Genomic DNA, 16,013 nt, shown 5'->3' on the forward strand with positions numbered 1-16,013 from the left:
GCAACTCGGGCAGAGGAGTTGCCCGTCGCGCCACCCCTTGTACGTTTCCGTGCCCCGGGCGCCGTGTCGTGGCGAGCGTCACCGGTGTGGACCAGCTCTCCCCCAGAGGCCACCCGGTCGGCGGCAGTCACTCCGCTGCCCGGGGCAACCAAACATGACGTGCCGTCCGGTCCCGGCCCGGCCGCCCGGTCGCCCGGACGCTCAGTCCTCGACCGGGTCCACCCGCCAGTCGGGGTGCCCCGGCATCGGCGGGGTGTGCGCGCCGTACAGCCACGGGTTCAGGAACGGGCCGAGGTCCTCGCCCGCGACCCGGGACGCGAGCGCGATGAAGTCCCGGGTGCCGGCCGCCCGGCCCCGGTAGGCGCTCACCCAGGCCCGCTCGATCCGGCCGAAGGTCTCCTCGCCGACCTTTTCCCGCAGCGCGAACAGCACCAGCGCCGAGCCGTCGTACCGCATCACCTTGAACAGCGTGGCGTCGGTGGGTTCGGCGGGTGCTCCCTCGTCGTGCCGCCACTGGTCGTGCTGTTCGTACGCCGCCCGCATCACGGACTCCAGATCGGCCCCGCCGTGCTCGGCGGAGTACAGCCGTTCGTAGTAACGGGCGTGACCCTCGCTCAGCCACAGGTCGGACCAGCGCCGGATGGCGACGCTGTCACCCGTCCAATGGTGGGTCAGTTCGTGCACGAGGTTGCGTTCGGCGTCGACCCGGTCGCCCAGCAGGTCGTCCCGGGGCACGACGGCGAGCGACTGGGTCTCCAGCGCCACCGGCAGGTCGGTGTCCCCGACCAGCACGCCGTAGCGGTGGAACGGGTAGGGGCCGAGCCGCCGTTCCAGCCAGGCCAGGTGGTCCGGGGTGAGCGAGCGGTATTCCTCGGTGTCCGCGACCAGGCCGTCCGGCACCACGTCCCGGACGGGCAGTCCGCGCGGTCCCTCGCGGTCGACGAAGGTGAACCTCCCGATCGCCAGCTGGACCAGCTGCGCCGCGATCGGCTGTTCGGAGTCGTAGGTCCACCGGGTGCGGCCGTCGGGGTGCCGCTCGGTGCCGACGAGACGGCCGTTGGCCACCGCGCTCAGGCCGGGCGGGGTCGTCACGCGGAAGGTGATGGGTGCCCGCAGGCTCGGGTGGTCGTTGGCCGGGAAGATCATCCTGGCGCCGTCGGGCTGTGCGCAGACCACGGTCCCGTCGGACGTGGGTACCCAGCCGTAGTCCTGGATGGCGTCGTCGCGGTGGCGTCCCTGCGTCGGGTCGGCGGTGTAGGCGACGCGGACGGTGAACGCGCGGCCGCGCGGGATCGGCTTCGCGGGGGTGACGACGAGTTCGTCACCGTGGCGCGCGGCGGCGGCCGGTGCCCCGTCGACGGTCACGCGGTGCAGCGTGTTGCCCGCGAAGTCCAGGTCGAAGCGGGACAGGGCCTGGGTGGCGGTGGCGCTGATGGTGGCGCCGGCCTCGAAGGGGGTGCGGGGCGCGCGCCAGTCGAAGTCGAGGGTGTAATCGCGGACGGTGTAGCCGCCGTTGCCGGCCAGCGGCATGAGCGGGTCGCCGATGCCCGGCGCACCGGGCGACGGAACCGGACCGGCGGCGGCGCCGGTGGCCGGGGCGCCGGGCGCGGGGCGCCGGCCCGGGCCGGCGAACAGGGTGCCGACGGTGACGACGGCGGCTCCCGTGAGCGCGAGGGCGAGTACGACGGCTCCGGCGAGCGTGCGGACGACCCGGCGGTGCCCTGCCGGGGCGCTGGTGACCGGCGCTTTCACCGCGAGCGTCCCGCGGCGGGGCGGGGAGCGGCGCTCGCGCCCGCACGCCCGGCGGGTGGGCCGCCGACGGTCGTGATCTCCATGCCCGCACTATGCCAGTAAGATGCGCTTATATAACTGATTGTCACTTTTCTGGGCGTCTGTGCGGTGTCCCGGACGACCGTCTCCATCGCGCCGATCCCCCGAGGCGTCATTGCGGGGCGGGTCGTCTGCCCGTAGAACACGGGCCATGAGACGAAAGTTAGTCATGTCCATGCTCGCCGGGGCGACCCTCCTGGCGAGCGCGCTCTTCGGTACGGGTGCACCCACCGCCCGAGCGGTGGACGTACCCGCCGAGTTCGGCACCGACTGGCACGACCCGGTGACCGCGGCCCCACCCGTCGGCCGGCCGCACACCCGCTCCTGCCGGGTCACCCTGGCCGACGCGCGGTTCCGCGACTTCACGCCCTACCGCGGCGCCTACGCGCCCCCCGAGGGCTGCGGCGACCGCTGGAGCAAGGTCGTGCTGCGCCTGGACGGCAAGGTGAAGGGCCGTCAGTACGACCGGCTCGGCTATCTGCGGGTCGGCGGGGTCGAGGTCCTGCGCACCTCCACTCCGGAACCCTCGCCCGACGGCATCGAGTGGCACGTCGAGAAGGACGTGACCCGCTACAGCGAGACCTTTCGCGCCGCCCGGGACGTCGAGATGCTGATCGGCAACGTGGTGGACGACACCTACACCGGTGTCATCGACGTGCACGTCACCCTGACCTTCTACGCGGGGCGCCCCGCGGCGGCCGCGCCCGACCGGGTCCTGACCCTCGCCGACACGCCCGCAGGCACGACGCTCATCACCCCGCGCAACAGCCAACGGATCGTCGCCGAGGTGTACGCGACCGGTTCGGGCGGCGGCTGCGAGGAGTTCTGGTACCTGACCGTCGCCGACCCGGCGCCCTACTCCTGCAAGGCCGACCACGGGCCGTACCGGGAGGTGCGGATCAGCGTCGACGGGCGGCTCGCCGGCATCGCGGCGCCGTACCCGCACGTGTGGACGGGCGGCTGGTCCAACCCCTTCCTCTGGTACGTCGTCCCGGCCCCGCGCGCCTTCGACGTGCGCCCCGTCGAGTACGACCTCACGCCCTTCGCCGGCCTGCTCAACGACGGGCGCCCGCACCGCGTCGAGGTGTCCGTCGCCGGGGTGCCGACGGGGCAGCCGGGCTGGAGCACACCGGTGAACGTCCTGGTCTGGCAGGACCCGCACCGGGCCCACGTCCCCGGCGCGCTCACCGAGGACACCGCCACCGACCTCGCCAACACCTCGGTCCACACGCCCGGCCCGGAGCACCGGGTGGACACCGAGGCGGGGCACCGGCTCACCGTCTCCGGCTATCTGGACACCTCCCACGGACGGGTGACGACCACCGTCACCCGCACGCTCGCCCACTCTTCCGTGCACCGCTGGACCGACGGCGAGAACACGGACGGACTCGACGCCTCCTGGAGCGACGACGAGTCGGTCGGCACCACCGGCCGGGGCCCGGCGCGCACGACGCGGACGCACCGGACGTACACCATGAACGGCACCGTCACCCTGGGCCCGGACGACCGGCTGCGCACCGTGCTCACGGTCGGCGACCACACGTCGGCGGTGACGCGCGAGGGCGGCCGGCGCACCGTGTGGTCGCGCCTGGACGACACCTACAGCGGCGACGCCGCGTACACCCTCGACGTGCCGCGTGACCAGCGGCACGCGGTGGGCACGTCGACCAAGCGCTACCGCCTCGTCGGCTCGGCGGGCTGCTACGACCGCTCGCTGACCACGGTCCAGGGGGTGCTGACGGAGGACCGCGACCGCTGCTGAGGCCAGTCGGCCACCCCCGCCCCCGGGCAAGCCGCGCCAGCGGCGGCGGACGGATCCGGGCGGGGGCGTGCGGGAGAAAGCTTGCAGGAGAGTGACGGCCGCTCAGCAGCCCGGCGCGGCCTCCCCGTCGATCAGTGTGTCCAGCAGCACGCCGAGCACCTGGCGCTCCTTCTCCGTCAGCGGCGCCAGTATCTCCTTGGCCGCCGAGCGGCGGGCGCCGCGCAGTTCCAGCAGGGTCGCGCGGCCCTCGTCGGTCAGCTCGATCCGGGTCACGCGCCGGTTCGCCGGGTCCGGCACCCGCCGGACCTTGCCGCCCGCCTCCAGCCCGTCGACGAGCGTCGTCACCGCACGCGGCACGACCTCCAGCCGCTCGGCCAGGTCGGCCATGCGCGGTGGCGCGGGGTAGTGCGCGAGGGTGCGCAGCAGCCGGGACTGGGCCGGGGTGACACCCAGGTCGCGCAGTTCCAGATGGCGCTTCTGGATGCGGTGCACCCGGCGGGTGAGCCGGAGCAACTGCTCGGCGAGCAGGCCGTCGGGGTCGGGGGTGGTCATGCGGGAACAATATCAGGACGCCGTTCATTGTGAATATAGGTAACAATGAGCTACGATCAGTGATGCATCGCCGGCCGTCCCGAGTCGGCCTCTCCGTCCACCTCCGTAGGAGCTCATGCACCCCGACCACGTACCCTCCTGGACCCCACCTGCCGACGCGGGCGAGCAGCCCCGGCAGGTGCGCCGCATCCTGCGGCTCTTCCGTCCCTATCGCGGGCGTCTCGCCGTCGTCGGGCTGCTCGTCGGTGCCTCCTCGCTGGTCTCGGTGGCCACGCCGTTCCTGCTGCGCGAGACGCTCGACGTCGCCATCCCCGAAGGCCGCACGGGTCTGCTGAGCCTGCTCGCGCTCGGCATGATCCTCAGTGCCGTCCTGTCCGGCGTCTTCGGCGTGCTCCAGACGCTGATCTCGACCACCGTCGGCCAGCGGGTCATGCACGACCTGCGCACGGCGGTCTACGGCCGGCTCCAGCGCATGTCCCTCGCCTTCTTCACCCGCACCCGCACCGGCGAGGTGCAGTCCCGCATCGCCAACGACATCGGCGGCATGCAGGCCACCGTCACCTCCACCGCCACCTCCCTGGTCTCCAACGTCACCAGCGTGGTCGCCACGGTCGTCGCCATGGTCGCCCTGGACTGGCGGCTGACGATCGTCTCGCTCGCCCTGCTGCCGGCGTTCGTCTGGATCAGCCGCCGCGTCGGAAACGAACGCAAGAAGATCACCACCCAGCGGCAGAAACAGATGGCCGCGATGGCGGCCACGGTCACCGAGTCGCTCTCGGTCAGCGGCATCCTGCTCGGCCGCACCATGGGCCGTTCCGACTCGCTGACCGCGTCCTTCGCCACCGAGTCCGAGCGCCTGGTCGACCTCGAGGTCAGATCGAACATGGCCGGGCGCTGGCGGATGGCCGTCATCGGGATCGTGATGGCCGCGATGCCCGCCGTCATCTACTGGACCGCCGGCCTCGCCCTCCGGTTCGGCGGGCCCGATGTCTCCCTCGGCACCATCGTCGCCTTCGTCTCCCTCCAGCAGGGCCTGTTCCGCCCGGCCGTGAGCCTGCTGGCGACCGGCGTCCAGATCCAGACCTCGCTGGCGCTCTTCCAGCGCATCTTCGAGTACCTGGACCTGCCGGTGGACATCACCGAGCGCGAGCGGCCGGTACGCCTCGACACGGTCAAGGGCGAAGTCCGGTTCGAAAACGTCGAGTTCCGCTACGACGACAAGGGCGGCCCCGTCCTCGATGGCATCGACATCACCGTGCCGGCCGGCGGCAGCCTCGCCGTCGTCGGCCCGACCGGTGCCGGGAAGTCCACGCTCGGCTATCTCGTGCCCCGCCTGTACGACGTCACCGGCGGCCGGGTTACCCTGGACGGGGTGGACGTCCGCGACCTCGACTTCGACACCCTCGCCCGCGCGGTCGGCGTCGTCTCCCAGGAGACGTACCTCTTCCACGCCTCGGTCGCCGACAACCTGCGCTTCGCCAAGCCGGACGCCACCGACGAGGAACTGCACGCGGCGGCCAGAGCGGCGCAGATCCACGACCACATCACCGCGCTGCCCGACGGCTACGACACGATCGTGGGCGAACGCGGCCACCGCTTCTCCGGCGGCGAGAAGCAGCGCCTGGCCATAGCCCGCACCATCCTGCGCGACCCGCCGGTCCTCATCCTGGACGAGGCGACCAGCGCGCTCGACACCCGCACCGAAGCCGCCGTCCAGGAGGCCATCGACGCGCTCTCGGCCGACCGCACCACCCTCACCATCGCCCACCGGCTGTCCACCGTCCGCGACGCCGACCAGATCGTGGTGCTGGACTCCGGGCGAGTCGCCGAACGCGGCACGCACGACGAACTCCTGGAGCGGGACGGGCGGTACGCGGCCCTGGTGCGCCGCGATGCGCAACTGCGACCGACAGACTGAACATATGCCAGGTTTATGACGATATGCGTATTACCGTGCCCGCATGCAGACGAACACTCCGCCACGGAACACGATCCGACTGACACGCCGGGGCAGACTTGTCACCCTCGTCGCCGGCGCCGTCGCGGCCGGCACCGCCGTGGTGGTGCCGCTGCTGCTGCTCGCGGGCGACCGCGACCAGGCCAGGCCCGCCACCCTGGTGATCCCCGAGGGCTGGCGCGCGAACCAGGTGTACGACGCGGTCGACAAGGCACTCCGGCTGCCCCCGGGCAGCACCCGCAAGTCGCTCGGCAAGGCCGCGCTGAGACTGCCCGGCGAGGCCGAGGGCAACCCGGAGGGCTATCTCTTCCCGGCGACGTACCCGATCCCGGAAGGAGCCACCCCCGAGTCGCTGCTGCGCACCATGGTCGACACCGCCAACGACAAGTACGGCCTGGCACCGGTGACGGCGGGGGCCCAGCGCAACGCGATGAACCTCCACCAGACCGTCACCGTCGCCAGCATCGTCCAGGCCGAGGCCGACACCAAGGCGGACATGGGCAAGATCGCCCGGGTCATCCTCAACCGGCTGGCCCGCGGAATGCCGCTGCAGATGGACTCGACCGTCAGCTACGCGCTCGAACACGACCCCGGCCAGACCGGCCAGGGCAGCGGTCAGGTGCAGAGCCCGTACAACTCCTACCAGCGCATGGGCCTGCCCCCGACCCCGATCGACAACCCCGGGGCGGACGCGATGCGCGCGGCCCTGAACCCCACGCCGGGCGACTGGCTGTACTTCGTCACGGTCCGGCCCGGGGACACCCGGTTCACCGCCGACTACGACGAGCACCTGAGGAACGTGGCCGAGTTCCACGCCGTCCATCAGAGCGCGGCACCGGCCCAGCCGGACGGCGGCGTGCCCTGGTCCTCGTCCTCCCCGGTTCCCGCGCAGCCTTCGGGCGGCTGAGCGGGGGGGCATCACGCGGCGACGGGCTCCCCGGCGAGCAGCCGCCGGATGTCCCGGACGGCCGCGCGCCCGGCCCGGTTGGCCCCGATGGTGCTGGCGGAGGGGCCGTAGCCCAGGAGATGGACCCGCGGATCGGCGACCGCGCGGGTGCCCTCCAGCCGGATGCCGCCGCCCGGCTCGCGCAGCCCGAGCGGCGCGAGATGGTCCAGCGCGGCGCGGAAACCGGTCGCCCACAGGATCACATCGGCCACCACCGTGCGGCCGTCCCGCCACTCCACACCGTCCGGGACGACCCGGTCGAACATCGGCCGCCGGTCCAGGACTCCCTCCGCCAGGCCCCGCCGGATCGCGTCGTTCAGGGGCAGCCCGGTGACCGAGACCACACTGCGCGGCGGCAGCCCCTGGCGCACCCGCTCCTCCACCAGCGCGACGGCCGCGCGGCCCGCGTCCTGGTCGAACGGCCCCTCGCGGAAGACCGGGGGCCGCCGGGTGACCCACGTGGTCGCGGCGGCGTACGGCGCGAGCTCCAGCAGATGCTGGGTGCCCGAGGCGCCACCGCCCACCACCACGACCCGCCGGCCGGCGAACTCCTCCGGGCCGGCGTACTGCGCGGTGTGCAACTGCCGCCCCCGGAACGTCTCCTGGCCGGGGTAGCGCGGCCAGAACGGCCGGTCCCAGGTGCCGGTCGCGTTGATCAGCGCCCGTGCCGCCCAGGTGCCGTCCGGCGTCTCCACGAGCAGCCGTCCCGCGGTGCCCTCACGCACCGCGCGGACGTCCACGGGGCGCCGTACCCGCAGGCCGAAGGCGTGCTCATAGCGGTCGAAGTACTCCCGGACCACCTCGGACGAGGGGCGCGCCGGGTCGGCGTCCGTCAGCTCCATGCCGGGCAGCGCGTGCATCCCGTGCACCTTGCCGAACGTCAGCGAGGGCCACCGGAACTGCCACGCGCCGCCCGGGCCGGGGGAGTGGTCGAGGACCACGAAGTCGCGGTCCGGCTCGAAACCGGTCCGCCGCAGGTGATAAGCGGCGGACAGACCTGCCTGGCCCGCGCCGATGACGACGACCTCGACCTCGCGTGCTGCGTTCACACCCGTCCCCAACAGGAGACGGTCCCCGGATCTTCCCGGCCGTCCCGCACCCTCAGCTCCGCGCCGGGGTCGTCGACGGCGGCAGGCCGCCGTTGTACCGCCGGTCCACGAAGCCGGCGAAGTCGACCTTGTGCGGGATGAGCCGCAGCTCGGCGAAGGTGTCGGCGATCCGCTGCTCGGAGGCGACCAGCGGCTTGTCGACGGCGACCGCCACGCGGGTGGAGTTCGTGCGCCGCACGGAGGCCAGAGCCACCTCGTAGGGCAGACCGGTGTCTTTCGCCCACACCTTGGCCCACTCCTCCTGGTGGTCGTGCACCCAGTCCGTGGCCCGCCGCAGCCGCGCCAGATAGTCCTTGACGGCGGCGGCCTTCCCCGGGTCCTTCAGCGCGGCGGGCGAGGCGACCTGGAAGGTGAGGCCGTTGGTGACGCCGTCGCCGGTGGTGAGCACCCGGCCCCGCCCGGCCTGGAGCACCTGCGAGGTGTACGGGTCCCAGACCGCCCACGCGTCGACCTTGCCGGAGGTGAACGCGGCGAGCGCGTCGGCCGGCTGGAGGTACTTCACCTCGACGTCGGACAGGCTCAGCCCCGCCGCCTTCAGCGAGGCGACCAGCTGGTAGTGGGCGGACGAGCCCTGGGCTACGGCGACGGACCTGCCCTTCAGCTGCCGGGTCCCGGTCAGCTTCGAGCCGTTCGGCACGAGGATGGTGTCGCCCTTGGAGGTGCCGTGCCAGGCCGCCACCACGGTGATCTTCGAGCCGGCGCCGGCCGCGAAGACGGGCGGGGTGTTGCCGACACCGCCGATGTCGACGGCCCGGGCGTTGACGGCCTCCAGCAGCGGCGGGCCGGAGGTGAAGGTCGACCACTTGATCTTGTAGTGCAGGTTCTCCAGCTCACCGGCGGCGCGCAGAATGGCCTCCGAACCGCCCTTCTGGTCACCGACGTCGAGCGTGACCGAGCCCGTGCCGTCGGTGTCGGTGCTCGCGGACGAGCTGCCGCCGCAGGCGGTGAGCAGGAGGGCGAGGGGCAGGAGCAGTGCGGCGGGGACGAGTCGTCGTCGCATGACGGTTCCGTTCGGTGCGAGGGGGAGCGGAGGCAGGCGGGTTCGGTTGGGTGCCAGGGGATGCGTGGGTCAGGCGGGTTCGGTTCGGTGCGAGGGGGAGCGGGGGTCAGGCGGTTTCGGTGGCGGTGTCGACGCCGAGCAGTCCGAGCAGCCGGGCGCGGAGCGCGGCGAACCGGGGATCGGTGATCTCACGCGGCCGGTCGAGGCCGACGGCCTGCTCGTGGGCGATCCGGCCGCGGTCCATGACCAGGACCCGGTCGGCGAGCAGTACGGCCTCCTCGACGTCGTGCGTGACCAGCAGCACCGCGCAGCCCCGGCGCTGCCAGACCTCCCCGACCAGGCGCTGGGCCCGGATCCGGGTGAGCGCGTCGAGCGCGCCGAACGGCTCGTCGAGCAGCAGCAGATCGGGTTCGCGCACCAGGGCGCGGGCGAGGGAGGCGCGCTGGGCCTCGCCGCCGGAGAGGGTCTTCGGCCAGGCGTCGACGCGGTGGCCGAGACCGACCTCGTCCAACGCCCGCTCCGCGACCGCCCGTTCGGGCCTGCCGGGCAGTCCGAGCAGAACGTTGCGCCACACTTTCTTCCAGGGCATGAGCCGGGGCGCCTGGAAGGCGACGGCCCGGCGGCGCGGGACCAGCGCGGTGCCCTCGATGTCCCGGTCCAGGCCGGCGAGGATGCGCAGCAGGGTCGACTTGCCGCAGCCGCTGCGGCCGAGCAGGGCGACGAACTCGCCGGGCGCGATGTCGAGTCGCAGGCCGTCGATGACCGCGCGGCCGTCGAAGGAGCGGGTCAGCCCCTCGACATGGACCGCGGGTCGGGTCACCGACCGGTGAACGTCGGTCGCCATTGCAGCAGCAGCCTTTCGAGGGAGCGGACGATGAAGTCGGCGAGCAGACCGAGGAAGGCGTAGACGATCAGGCAGACCACGATCACGTCGGTCCGCAGGAAGTCCCGCGCCTGCACCATCAGGAAGCCGATGCCGGAGTCGGCGTTGACCTGCTCGGCGAAGACGAGCGCGAGCCAGGCGATGCCGAGCGAGTACCGCAGTCCGGTCAGCGCCCCGGGCAGCGCGCCCGGCAGCACCACGTGCCGTACCAGACCCCAGCGGGAGAGCCCCAACGACTCACCGGCCTCGATGAGCTGGGCGTCGACACCGCGGATGCCCGCGTACACGTTGAGGTAGAGCGGGAAGGTGACACCAAGGGTGATGATCGCGGTCTTCGGGGCCTCGCCGATGCCGAACCAGATGATGAACAGCGGGATGAGGCCGACGAACGGCACCGTCCGCAGCATCTGCACGGGCGCGTCCACCAGGTCCTCGCCGATCCGGAACAGCCCCGCGAACAGGGCGAGTCCGGTGCCGGTCACCGTGCCGAAGACCAGGCCGAGCGCGACACGCCGGAGCGAGGTCGCCATGGCCGACGGCAGTGAACCATCGCTCACCAGATCCCAGCCGACGTGCGCGATCCGGCCCGGTGAGGCGAGCACGTCCGGGGCCAGGACCCCGGTGGCACTGAGGAGTTGCCACAGGGCCAGCAGCAGGAGCGGACCGGTGGTGCGGCGCAGCCAGCGGGGGACTCGGGCGCGGCGGGCGGAGGCGGGGACGACGGGTTGCAGGCCGGGGAACGCGCCCTTGCCGGGGTGCCCTGGTCCGGAGATGCCGGAAATATCGGCTGAAGGAGGGTTGGGTGGGGCGTGACTGATGCTCATGAGCGCTCCAGGGGGAGGAGGGCTCCGCGCCGCGACGCCGTGCTCAGGTCGATGAGCGGTCAAGGGGTGCGTACGGGCAGGCGCGGGCGGCCCGGAGTCCGGGCGGAGGAGGCAGGGGAGGGGAAGGCGTCAGCGGCCGGTGCGACACGCGGCGGAGGCCACCCGCAGCAGGTCGATGTGACCGCGCGTGGTGAGCAGGGCTGAACGCGACATGCCGCCGAACCTAGCCAGGTGGACGTGCACAGGTCAACGGCGTCTCGTGTGATGGACCGGCCGTATCAGAAACGGGGGGTCCCGGGACGTGTGAAAACCGGCGTATGGGCCAGGATGGGGGCATGTCCGATGCCTTCACCACGCGCATGCTGCACGTCTCCACCGGTACCCGGGAACGTGTCGTCGACCTGACCGCCGACTGCGAGGAGTTCCTGCGGGAAGCGGCGGCCGGCCGGGACGGCCTGCTCAACATCTTCGTCCCGCACGCCACCGCCGGGATCGCCGTCATCGAGACGGGCGCCGGCAGCGACGACGACCTCCTCGCGGCCCTGCACACCCTGCTGCCCGCCGACGACCGCTGGCAGCACCGGCACGGCAGCCCCGGCCATGGACGCGATCACGTCCTGCCCGCCCTCGTCCCGCCGCACGCCACCCTCCCGGTGATCGACGGACGCCTGGAGCTGGGCACCTGGCAGTCGGTGTGCCTGGTGGACACCAACAAGGACAACCCCGACCGCCGGGTACGGCTGAGCTTCCTGGGCTGAGGCCCCGGGGGCGGCCGGACTTCCCGGGGCGGCACGCAACGGCCCCGCCGCGGGGCGGGGCCGGACGGATCAGTGGCGCTCGTCGGCGCCCTCGGCGTCCGCCTTCTCCTTCTTCGCGTTCTTCAGCCGCGCGGCCTCCTTGCGGACCTCGGCCTGGGTGGCGCGCTCCTTCTCCAGCCACTCGGGCCGCTCCTGCTTGAGCGCCTCGATCTGCTTGGTGGTCAGCGCCTCGGTGACACCGCCCCGGGCCAGACCCGCGATGGACACGCCCAGCTTGGCGGCCACCACCGGGCGCGGGTGGGGACCGTTGAGCCGCAGGTCGCGCAGCCACTCCGGCGGGTTGGCCTGGAGCTCGTTCAGCTCGGCGCGGGAGACCACACCCTCCTGGAAGGAGGCGGGGGTGGCGGGGAGGTACACACCCAGCTTCTTCGCCGCGGTCGCGGGCTTCATCGTCTGGGTGCTCTGCTGCGACTTCATGAGGTCAAGGGTATCGGCCGTGTGCGCGGACGCCGACCACGGCCGAACCGGACGGACGCCGGCGGCCGGTAGTCTGGCCTGGTGACAGGCTCGGAGGAATCACCGTCGTTCCGGCTCGCGTACGTTCCCGGGGTGACGCCCGCCAAGTGGGTGAGGACCTGGAACGAGCGGCTGCCCGGCATCCCGCTCACCCTCGTCCAGGTCCCGGCCGCCGAGGCGCCCGGGGTGCTGCGCGCGGGGGAGGCGGACGCGGGCTTCGTCCGGCTGCCGGTCGACCGTACGTACTTCAGCGCGATCCCGCTGTACACCGAGACCACGGTGGTCGTGGTCCCCAAGGACCACCTGATCACGGCGGCGGAGGAGGTGACCCTGGCCGACCTCGCCGACGAGGTGCTCCTCCACCCCCTGGACGACGTCTTCGACTGGGACGCCCCGCCGGGCGAACCCGCCTTCGAGCGCCCCGCCACGACCCCGGACGCCATCGAGCTGGTGGCGGCGAACATCGGCCTCCTGGTCGTACCGCAGTCGCTGGCCCGCCTCTACCACCGCCGGGACCTCACCTACCGCACGGTCGTCGACGCACCGCAGTCGAGCGTCGCCCTGTCCTGGCCCGAGGAGGCCACCACCGACCTGGTGGAGGACTTCATCGGCATCGTCCGCGGCCGCACGGTCAACAGCACCCGGGGCCGTACGACGGCACAACCCGCGGCCGACGCCCGGCAGGGGCGCTCCGAGCGGGACGGCAGCCGGCAGAACGCCAAGCCGGCGGCGAAGTCCGCGGGCAAGTCGGCATCGAAGTCCTCCGGTAAACCGGCGGGCCGCACGGCGGGCGCCCGTACCGGCGGCCGGCCGGCCAAACCGGCCAAGCGGGGCAAGCCGCGCCGGAGGTCGTGAGCGCGGTCCGGCGAAGGCGGCACAGAGGTGCTCGGGCCACCGTCGGCCCCTCCTCACGCCCCCGGCCGTACCCCCTCCACGGCACCGCCCTCGCCGCGGCCCGGCCCGGCCGGTTCCGCGGTCTTCTCCGGCTCGGGCCGTACATGGCGTTCCCGCAGGTCGGCGACCGCCAGCAGCAGGGCGACCATGATGATGCCCACGGCGGAGAGCAGCCCGAGCTGCATCGCCGTATCGGTACGGCCGTGGTTGGCGAGGTGGGCGAAGTACACCGAGCCCACCACCGCGATCCCGGCCGCCGAGCCGACGCGCTGGCCCGTCTGGAGGACTCCGCCGGCCGCGCCCGCGCGCTGCACGGGGACCCGGGTGAGCGTGAGGGTGGTGTTCGGGGAGACCGTCAGGCCGGACCCGATGCCTCCGACGAGCAGCGGCAGCGCCGACGCCCAGCCCAGGTTCGGTCCGGGGACCAGGGCCACCGCCGCCATCACTCCGAGCAGCCCGAGGGCCACCCCGCCCAGCCCGATGACGACCAGCTTGCGACCGAACCGCACCACCAGCCGCCCGCCGGCGGCGGCCCCGACCGCGGAGGCCGCCGCGAACGGCAGCACCGTCAGCCCCGACGCCAGCGCGCTGTAGCCCACGCCGTTCTGGAGGTACAGGGCGTAGAGGAAGAAGACGGTGGTGAAGCCCGCGAAATAGGTGAGGCTGATCAGGGAGCCCAGGGTGAAGGAACGCAGGGAGAACAGGCCCGGGTCCACCAGCGGGGCGCGCCCGAGCACCCCCTGTCGGCGCTCCCAGGCCCAGAACGCGCCCAGCAGCACCAGCGCCACCGGCACCAGCGCCCACTTCTCCCGTCCGGTCCACTGCTGCTCCTGCACCAGGGGCAGCATCAGCGCGAGCACGCCCGCGCCGAGGAGCAGCACCCCGAACAGGTCGAACACCTCGCGCTTGCCCGCCGCCGGGTAACGGGGCAGCAGCCGCAGCCCCGCGATGAAGGCGGCCACCCCGATCGGCAGATTGACGAAGAACACCCAGCGCCAGCCCTCGCCGGTGCCGGCGGCGTCGATCAGCAGCCCGCCCGCCAGCGGACCCGCCGCCGTGGACACCCCGATGACCGTGCCGAGCACACCGAAGGCCTTGGCCCGCTCGGAGCCCTGGAACATCTGCTGGATCAGCCCCGAGGTCTGCGGCGCGACCATGCCCGCCGCCGTGCCCTGGATCAGCCGGAACACCACCAGCGAGCCGGGGCCGGAGGCGAGCCCGCACGCCAGCGAGGCCACCGTGAACAGGGCGAGACCGACGAGGAAGACCTGGCGCCGGCCGCGCATGTCGCCCAGCCGGCCGGCCGGGACCAGCGCCAGCCCGAAGGTGAGGGCGTACCCGGAGACCACCCATGACTGGACCGCCTCGGAGGCCCCCAGCCCGTGCTCCAGGGAGGGAAGTGCCACGTTCACGATCGAGGTGTCGAGGAGCGAGATGAAACCCGCCGCCAGACAGACCCCGAGCGCCTTCCACCGCCGCTCGTCGGGGGCGGGCCGTGCCTGGACTGTGCTCATGGGGTCACGCTAAGCAGCCACGGCCGACCGCGCACGCGCAGAGGGCCGTCCGTAGCGGAGCCGTTCGGCGAGCCCGGTCGGCGGACGCCGATCCGCCCTCAGGTCCGCGCCGTTTCAGCTGCCCTCAGGTCCGCGCTGTTTCAGCGGGTCCCGTTGCGCAGCCACGCGTACGCCGCCCCCGCCCGGAAGTCCGCCTGCCCGCCGCGCAGCAGCAGGGACGCGGTGGTGAACTCGGGGGCGTCCGCCTGGGTGGGGACGTACGGGAGGGCGATGCAGCGCATGCCGGCCGCGTGGGCCGCGGCGGCGCCGGGGGCCGCGTCCTCCAGGACCACGCAGTCGGCCGGGGGTGTGCCGAGGCGGCGGGCCGCCTCGAGGAAGATGTCGGGGGCCGGTTTGCCGTGGGGGACCTCGTCGGCCGAGACCGTCGTGCGCAGGTGGGCGGCGAGGCCGGTGCCCGTGAGGGCGGCCTCGATGGCCTCCGGGGAGGAGCCCGAGGCCACCGCCATGGGGACGTTCGCGGCGGCCAGCAGCTCCACGAACGCGCGCATCTCCGGGTACGCGCGGGTGCGGGTGCGGGCCAGGTCCAGATAGCGGCGGTTCGTCTCGGCCAGCAGCTCCGGCTCCGAGGCGCGCAGTCCGTAGCGCTCGCGCCAGATCCGTACCGACTCCCGGGTGCTGATGCCGACGTAGCCCTCGTGGTCCGCCCAGGTGAATCCGGGGACGCCGTGTGCGGCCAGGGTCTGCCGGCTCGCCTCGTAGTAGTTCGGCTCGCTGTCCACGAGCGTTCCGTCGAGATCGAAGATGACCGAGAGGGTGCCGAGATCGCTCATGGCGCCCAGCATGCCAACCGTCAGCCGCGCGCCGTCGTCCGGCCCACCGACTCCACCAGGGGCAGCAGCCGGTACGGGACCCGCTCGCGCAGCGCCACCTCGGTGCGGGTGCGCACTACGCCCGGGAGGCTGATCAGCTTCTGGATCACGTCCTCCAGATGCGCGTTGTCCCGGCCCACCACCCGGGCCAGCAGATCCCCGCCGCCGGTGATCGAGAAGGCCTCCACGATCTCCGGCACGGCGGCCAGCGCGTCCCCCACGTCGTCCAGGTGTCCCTGGGTGACCTCGATGTGCACGAACGCCAGTACCGGATGGCCCAGCGCGGCGGCGGAGAGGGAGGGGCCGGTGCCGGTGATCACGCCGTCGCGCTCCATCCGGTCCAGGCGGGCCTGGAGGGTGCCGCGGGCCACGCCGAGGATGCGGGCGTACTCGCGCACGCTGGTGCGCGGCTGCTCCAGGAGCAGCCGCAGGATGCGGGTGTCGAGTTCGTCCACGGCCATGATGGACGACTGTACCAATGGCCCAGCCGAGGCCGGGCACTGTATGCCCTGCGACCTGCTGCGTTGGCGTTCCGGTGGGTACGGGTGCGGTGCTCGTAGTGGGCCAATGGCCCGGAGAAACGGGGCTGACTTGAGCCA

The 16,013-nt window shown here is 72.9% G+C and carries 16 protein-coding genes; 5 read left to right on the forward strand and 11 right to left on the reverse strand.

Annotation, left to right across the window (positions count from 1 at the left end; translation table 11 throughout):
- Window positions 1-201: 201 nt before the first annotated feature.
- A complete protein-coding gene (locus IH25_RS0105870; RefSeq protein ID WP_245172710.1) occupies window positions 202-1,752 on the reverse strand; it encodes a M1 family metallopeptidase in 1,551 nt (516 codons plus the stop codon).
- A 229-nt stretch (window positions 1,753-1,981) separates the two neighbouring features.
- Here IH25_RS0105870 and IH25_RS0105875 point away from each other — a divergent pair, with 229 nt between their 5' ends.
- Window positions 1,982-3,592 (forward strand): peptide-N4-asparagine amidase, encoded by a 1,611-nt coding sequence (locus IH25_RS0105875; protein WP_245172711.1) that lies wholly within the window; start codon window positions 1,982-1,984, stop codon window positions 3,590-3,592.
- Between the two features lie 102 nt (window positions 3,593-3,694).
- On the opposite strand, the gene IH25_RS0105880 is transcribed toward IH25_RS0105875, so the two are convergent.
- A complete protein-coding gene (locus IH25_RS0105880; protein WP_030604081.1) occupies window positions 3,695-4,144 on the reverse strand; it encodes a MarR family winged helix-turn-helix transcriptional regulator in 450 nt (149 codons plus the stop codon).
- A 115-nt stretch (window positions 4,145-4,259) separates the two neighbouring features.
- Between IH25_RS0105880 and IH25_RS0105885 the strand changes: the two genes are divergently transcribed.
- Window positions 4,260-6,062: an ABC transporter ATP-binding protein gene (locus tag IH25_RS0105885; protein ID WP_030604083.1), complete on the forward strand. Its 1,803-nt coding sequence runs from the start codon at window positions 4,260-4,262 to the stop codon at window positions 6,060-6,062.
- Between the two features lie 43 nt (window positions 6,063-6,105).
- Complete coding sequence (gene mltG, locus IH25_RS0105890; protein ID WP_030604086.1) at window positions 6,106-7,008, forward strand: endolytic transglycosylase MltG; 903 nt, start codon at window positions 6,106-6,108, stop codon at window positions 7,006-7,008.
- 11 nt (window positions 7,009-7,019) lie between these two features.
- Here mltG and IH25_RS0105895 read toward each other — a convergent pair whose 3' ends face one another.
- The 5 genes from IH25_RS0105895 to IH25_RS43070 form a co-directional block, all read right to left on the reverse strand.
- Window positions 7,020-8,096, reverse strand: coding sequence for an NAD(P)-binding domain-containing protein (locus IH25_RS0105895; protein ID WP_030604090.1), 1,077 nt, complete (start codon window positions 8,094-8,096; stop codon window positions 7,020-7,022).
- Between the two features lie 52 nt (window positions 8,097-8,148).
- Window positions 8,149-9,156 (reverse strand): ABC transporter substrate-binding protein, encoded by a 1,008-nt coding sequence (locus tag IH25_RS0105900; RefSeq protein ID WP_030604093.1) that lies wholly within the window; start codon window positions 9,154-9,156, stop codon window positions 8,149-8,151.
- Window positions 9,157-9,262: 106 nt separating this feature from the next.
- A complete protein-coding gene (locus tag IH25_RS0105905) occupies window positions 9,263-10,000 on the reverse strand; it encodes an ABC transporter ATP-binding protein (RefSeq protein WP_030604096.1) in 738 nt (245 codons plus the stop codon).
- Window positions 9,973-10,863, reverse strand: a complete 891-nt coding sequence (locus IH25_RS0105910) for an ABC transporter permease (protein ID WP_030604098.1) — start codon at window positions 10,861-10,863, stop codon at window positions 9,973-9,975. The genes IH25_RS0105905 and IH25_RS0105910 overlap by 28 nt, the downstream gene beginning before the upstream one ends.
- A 129-nt stretch (window positions 10,864-10,992) precedes the next feature.
- Window positions 10,993-11,076, reverse strand: a complete 84-nt coding sequence (locus IH25_RS43070; RefSeq protein WP_350968097.1) for a putative leader peptide — start codon at window positions 11,074-11,076, stop codon at window positions 10,993-10,995.
- A gap of 122 nt (window positions 11,077-11,198) precedes the next feature.
- Between IH25_RS43070 and IH25_RS0105915 the strand changes: the two genes are divergently transcribed.
- Complete coding sequence (locus IH25_RS0105915) at window positions 11,199-11,621, forward strand: secondary thiamine-phosphate synthase enzyme YjbQ (protein WP_030604100.1); 423 nt, start codon at window positions 11,199-11,201, stop codon at window positions 11,619-11,621.
- Between the two features lie 69 nt (window positions 11,622-11,690).
- Here the strand turns inward: IH25_RS0105915 and IH25_RS0105920 are convergent, their stop codons facing one another.
- The gene (locus IH25_RS0105920) at window positions 11,691-12,098 is read right to left on the reverse strand and encodes a DUF5997 family protein (protein WP_030604103.1); all 408 of its coding nucleotides are present in this window, start codon (window positions 12,096-12,098) and stop codon (window positions 11,691-11,693) included.
- Between the two features lie 81 nt (window positions 12,099-12,179).
- Here IH25_RS0105920 and IH25_RS0105925 point away from each other — a divergent pair, with 81 nt between their 5' ends.
- Complete coding sequence (locus tag IH25_RS0105925) at window positions 12,180-12,992, forward strand: LysR family substrate-binding domain-containing protein (RefSeq protein ID WP_030604106.1); 813 nt, start codon at window positions 12,180-12,182, stop codon at window positions 12,990-12,992.
- Between the two features lie 53 nt (window positions 12,993-13,045).
- On the opposite strand, the gene IH25_RS0105930 is transcribed toward IH25_RS0105925, so the two are convergent.
- The 3 genes from IH25_RS0105930 to IH25_RS0105940 form a co-directional block, all read right to left on the reverse strand.
- Window positions 13,046-14,545: an MFS transporter gene (locus IH25_RS0105930; protein WP_030604108.1), complete on the reverse strand. Its 1,500-nt coding sequence runs from the start codon at window positions 14,543-14,545 to the stop codon at window positions 13,046-13,048.
- 140 nt (window positions 14,546-14,685) lie between these two features.
- Window positions 14,686-15,375, reverse strand: a complete 690-nt coding sequence (locus tag IH25_RS0105935; protein WP_030604111.1) for an HAD family hydrolase — start codon at window positions 15,373-15,375, stop codon at window positions 14,686-14,688.
- Between the two features lie 20 nt (window positions 15,376-15,395).
- On the reverse strand, window positions 15,396-15,875 hold the full coding sequence (locus tag IH25_RS0105940) for an Lrp/AsnC family transcriptional regulator (RefSeq protein ID WP_030604115.1): 480 nt from the start codon (window positions 15,873-15,875) through the stop codon (window positions 15,396-15,398).
- Window positions 15,876-16,013 lie beyond the last annotated feature (138 nt).

Origin of the sequence: Streptomyces achromogenes subsp. achromogenes (assembly GCF_000720835.1) — a bacterium.
In the GTDB taxonomy this organism is placed as follows: Bacteria; Actinomycetota; Actinomycetes; order Streptomycetales; family Streptomycetaceae; genus Streptomyces; species Streptomyces achromogenes.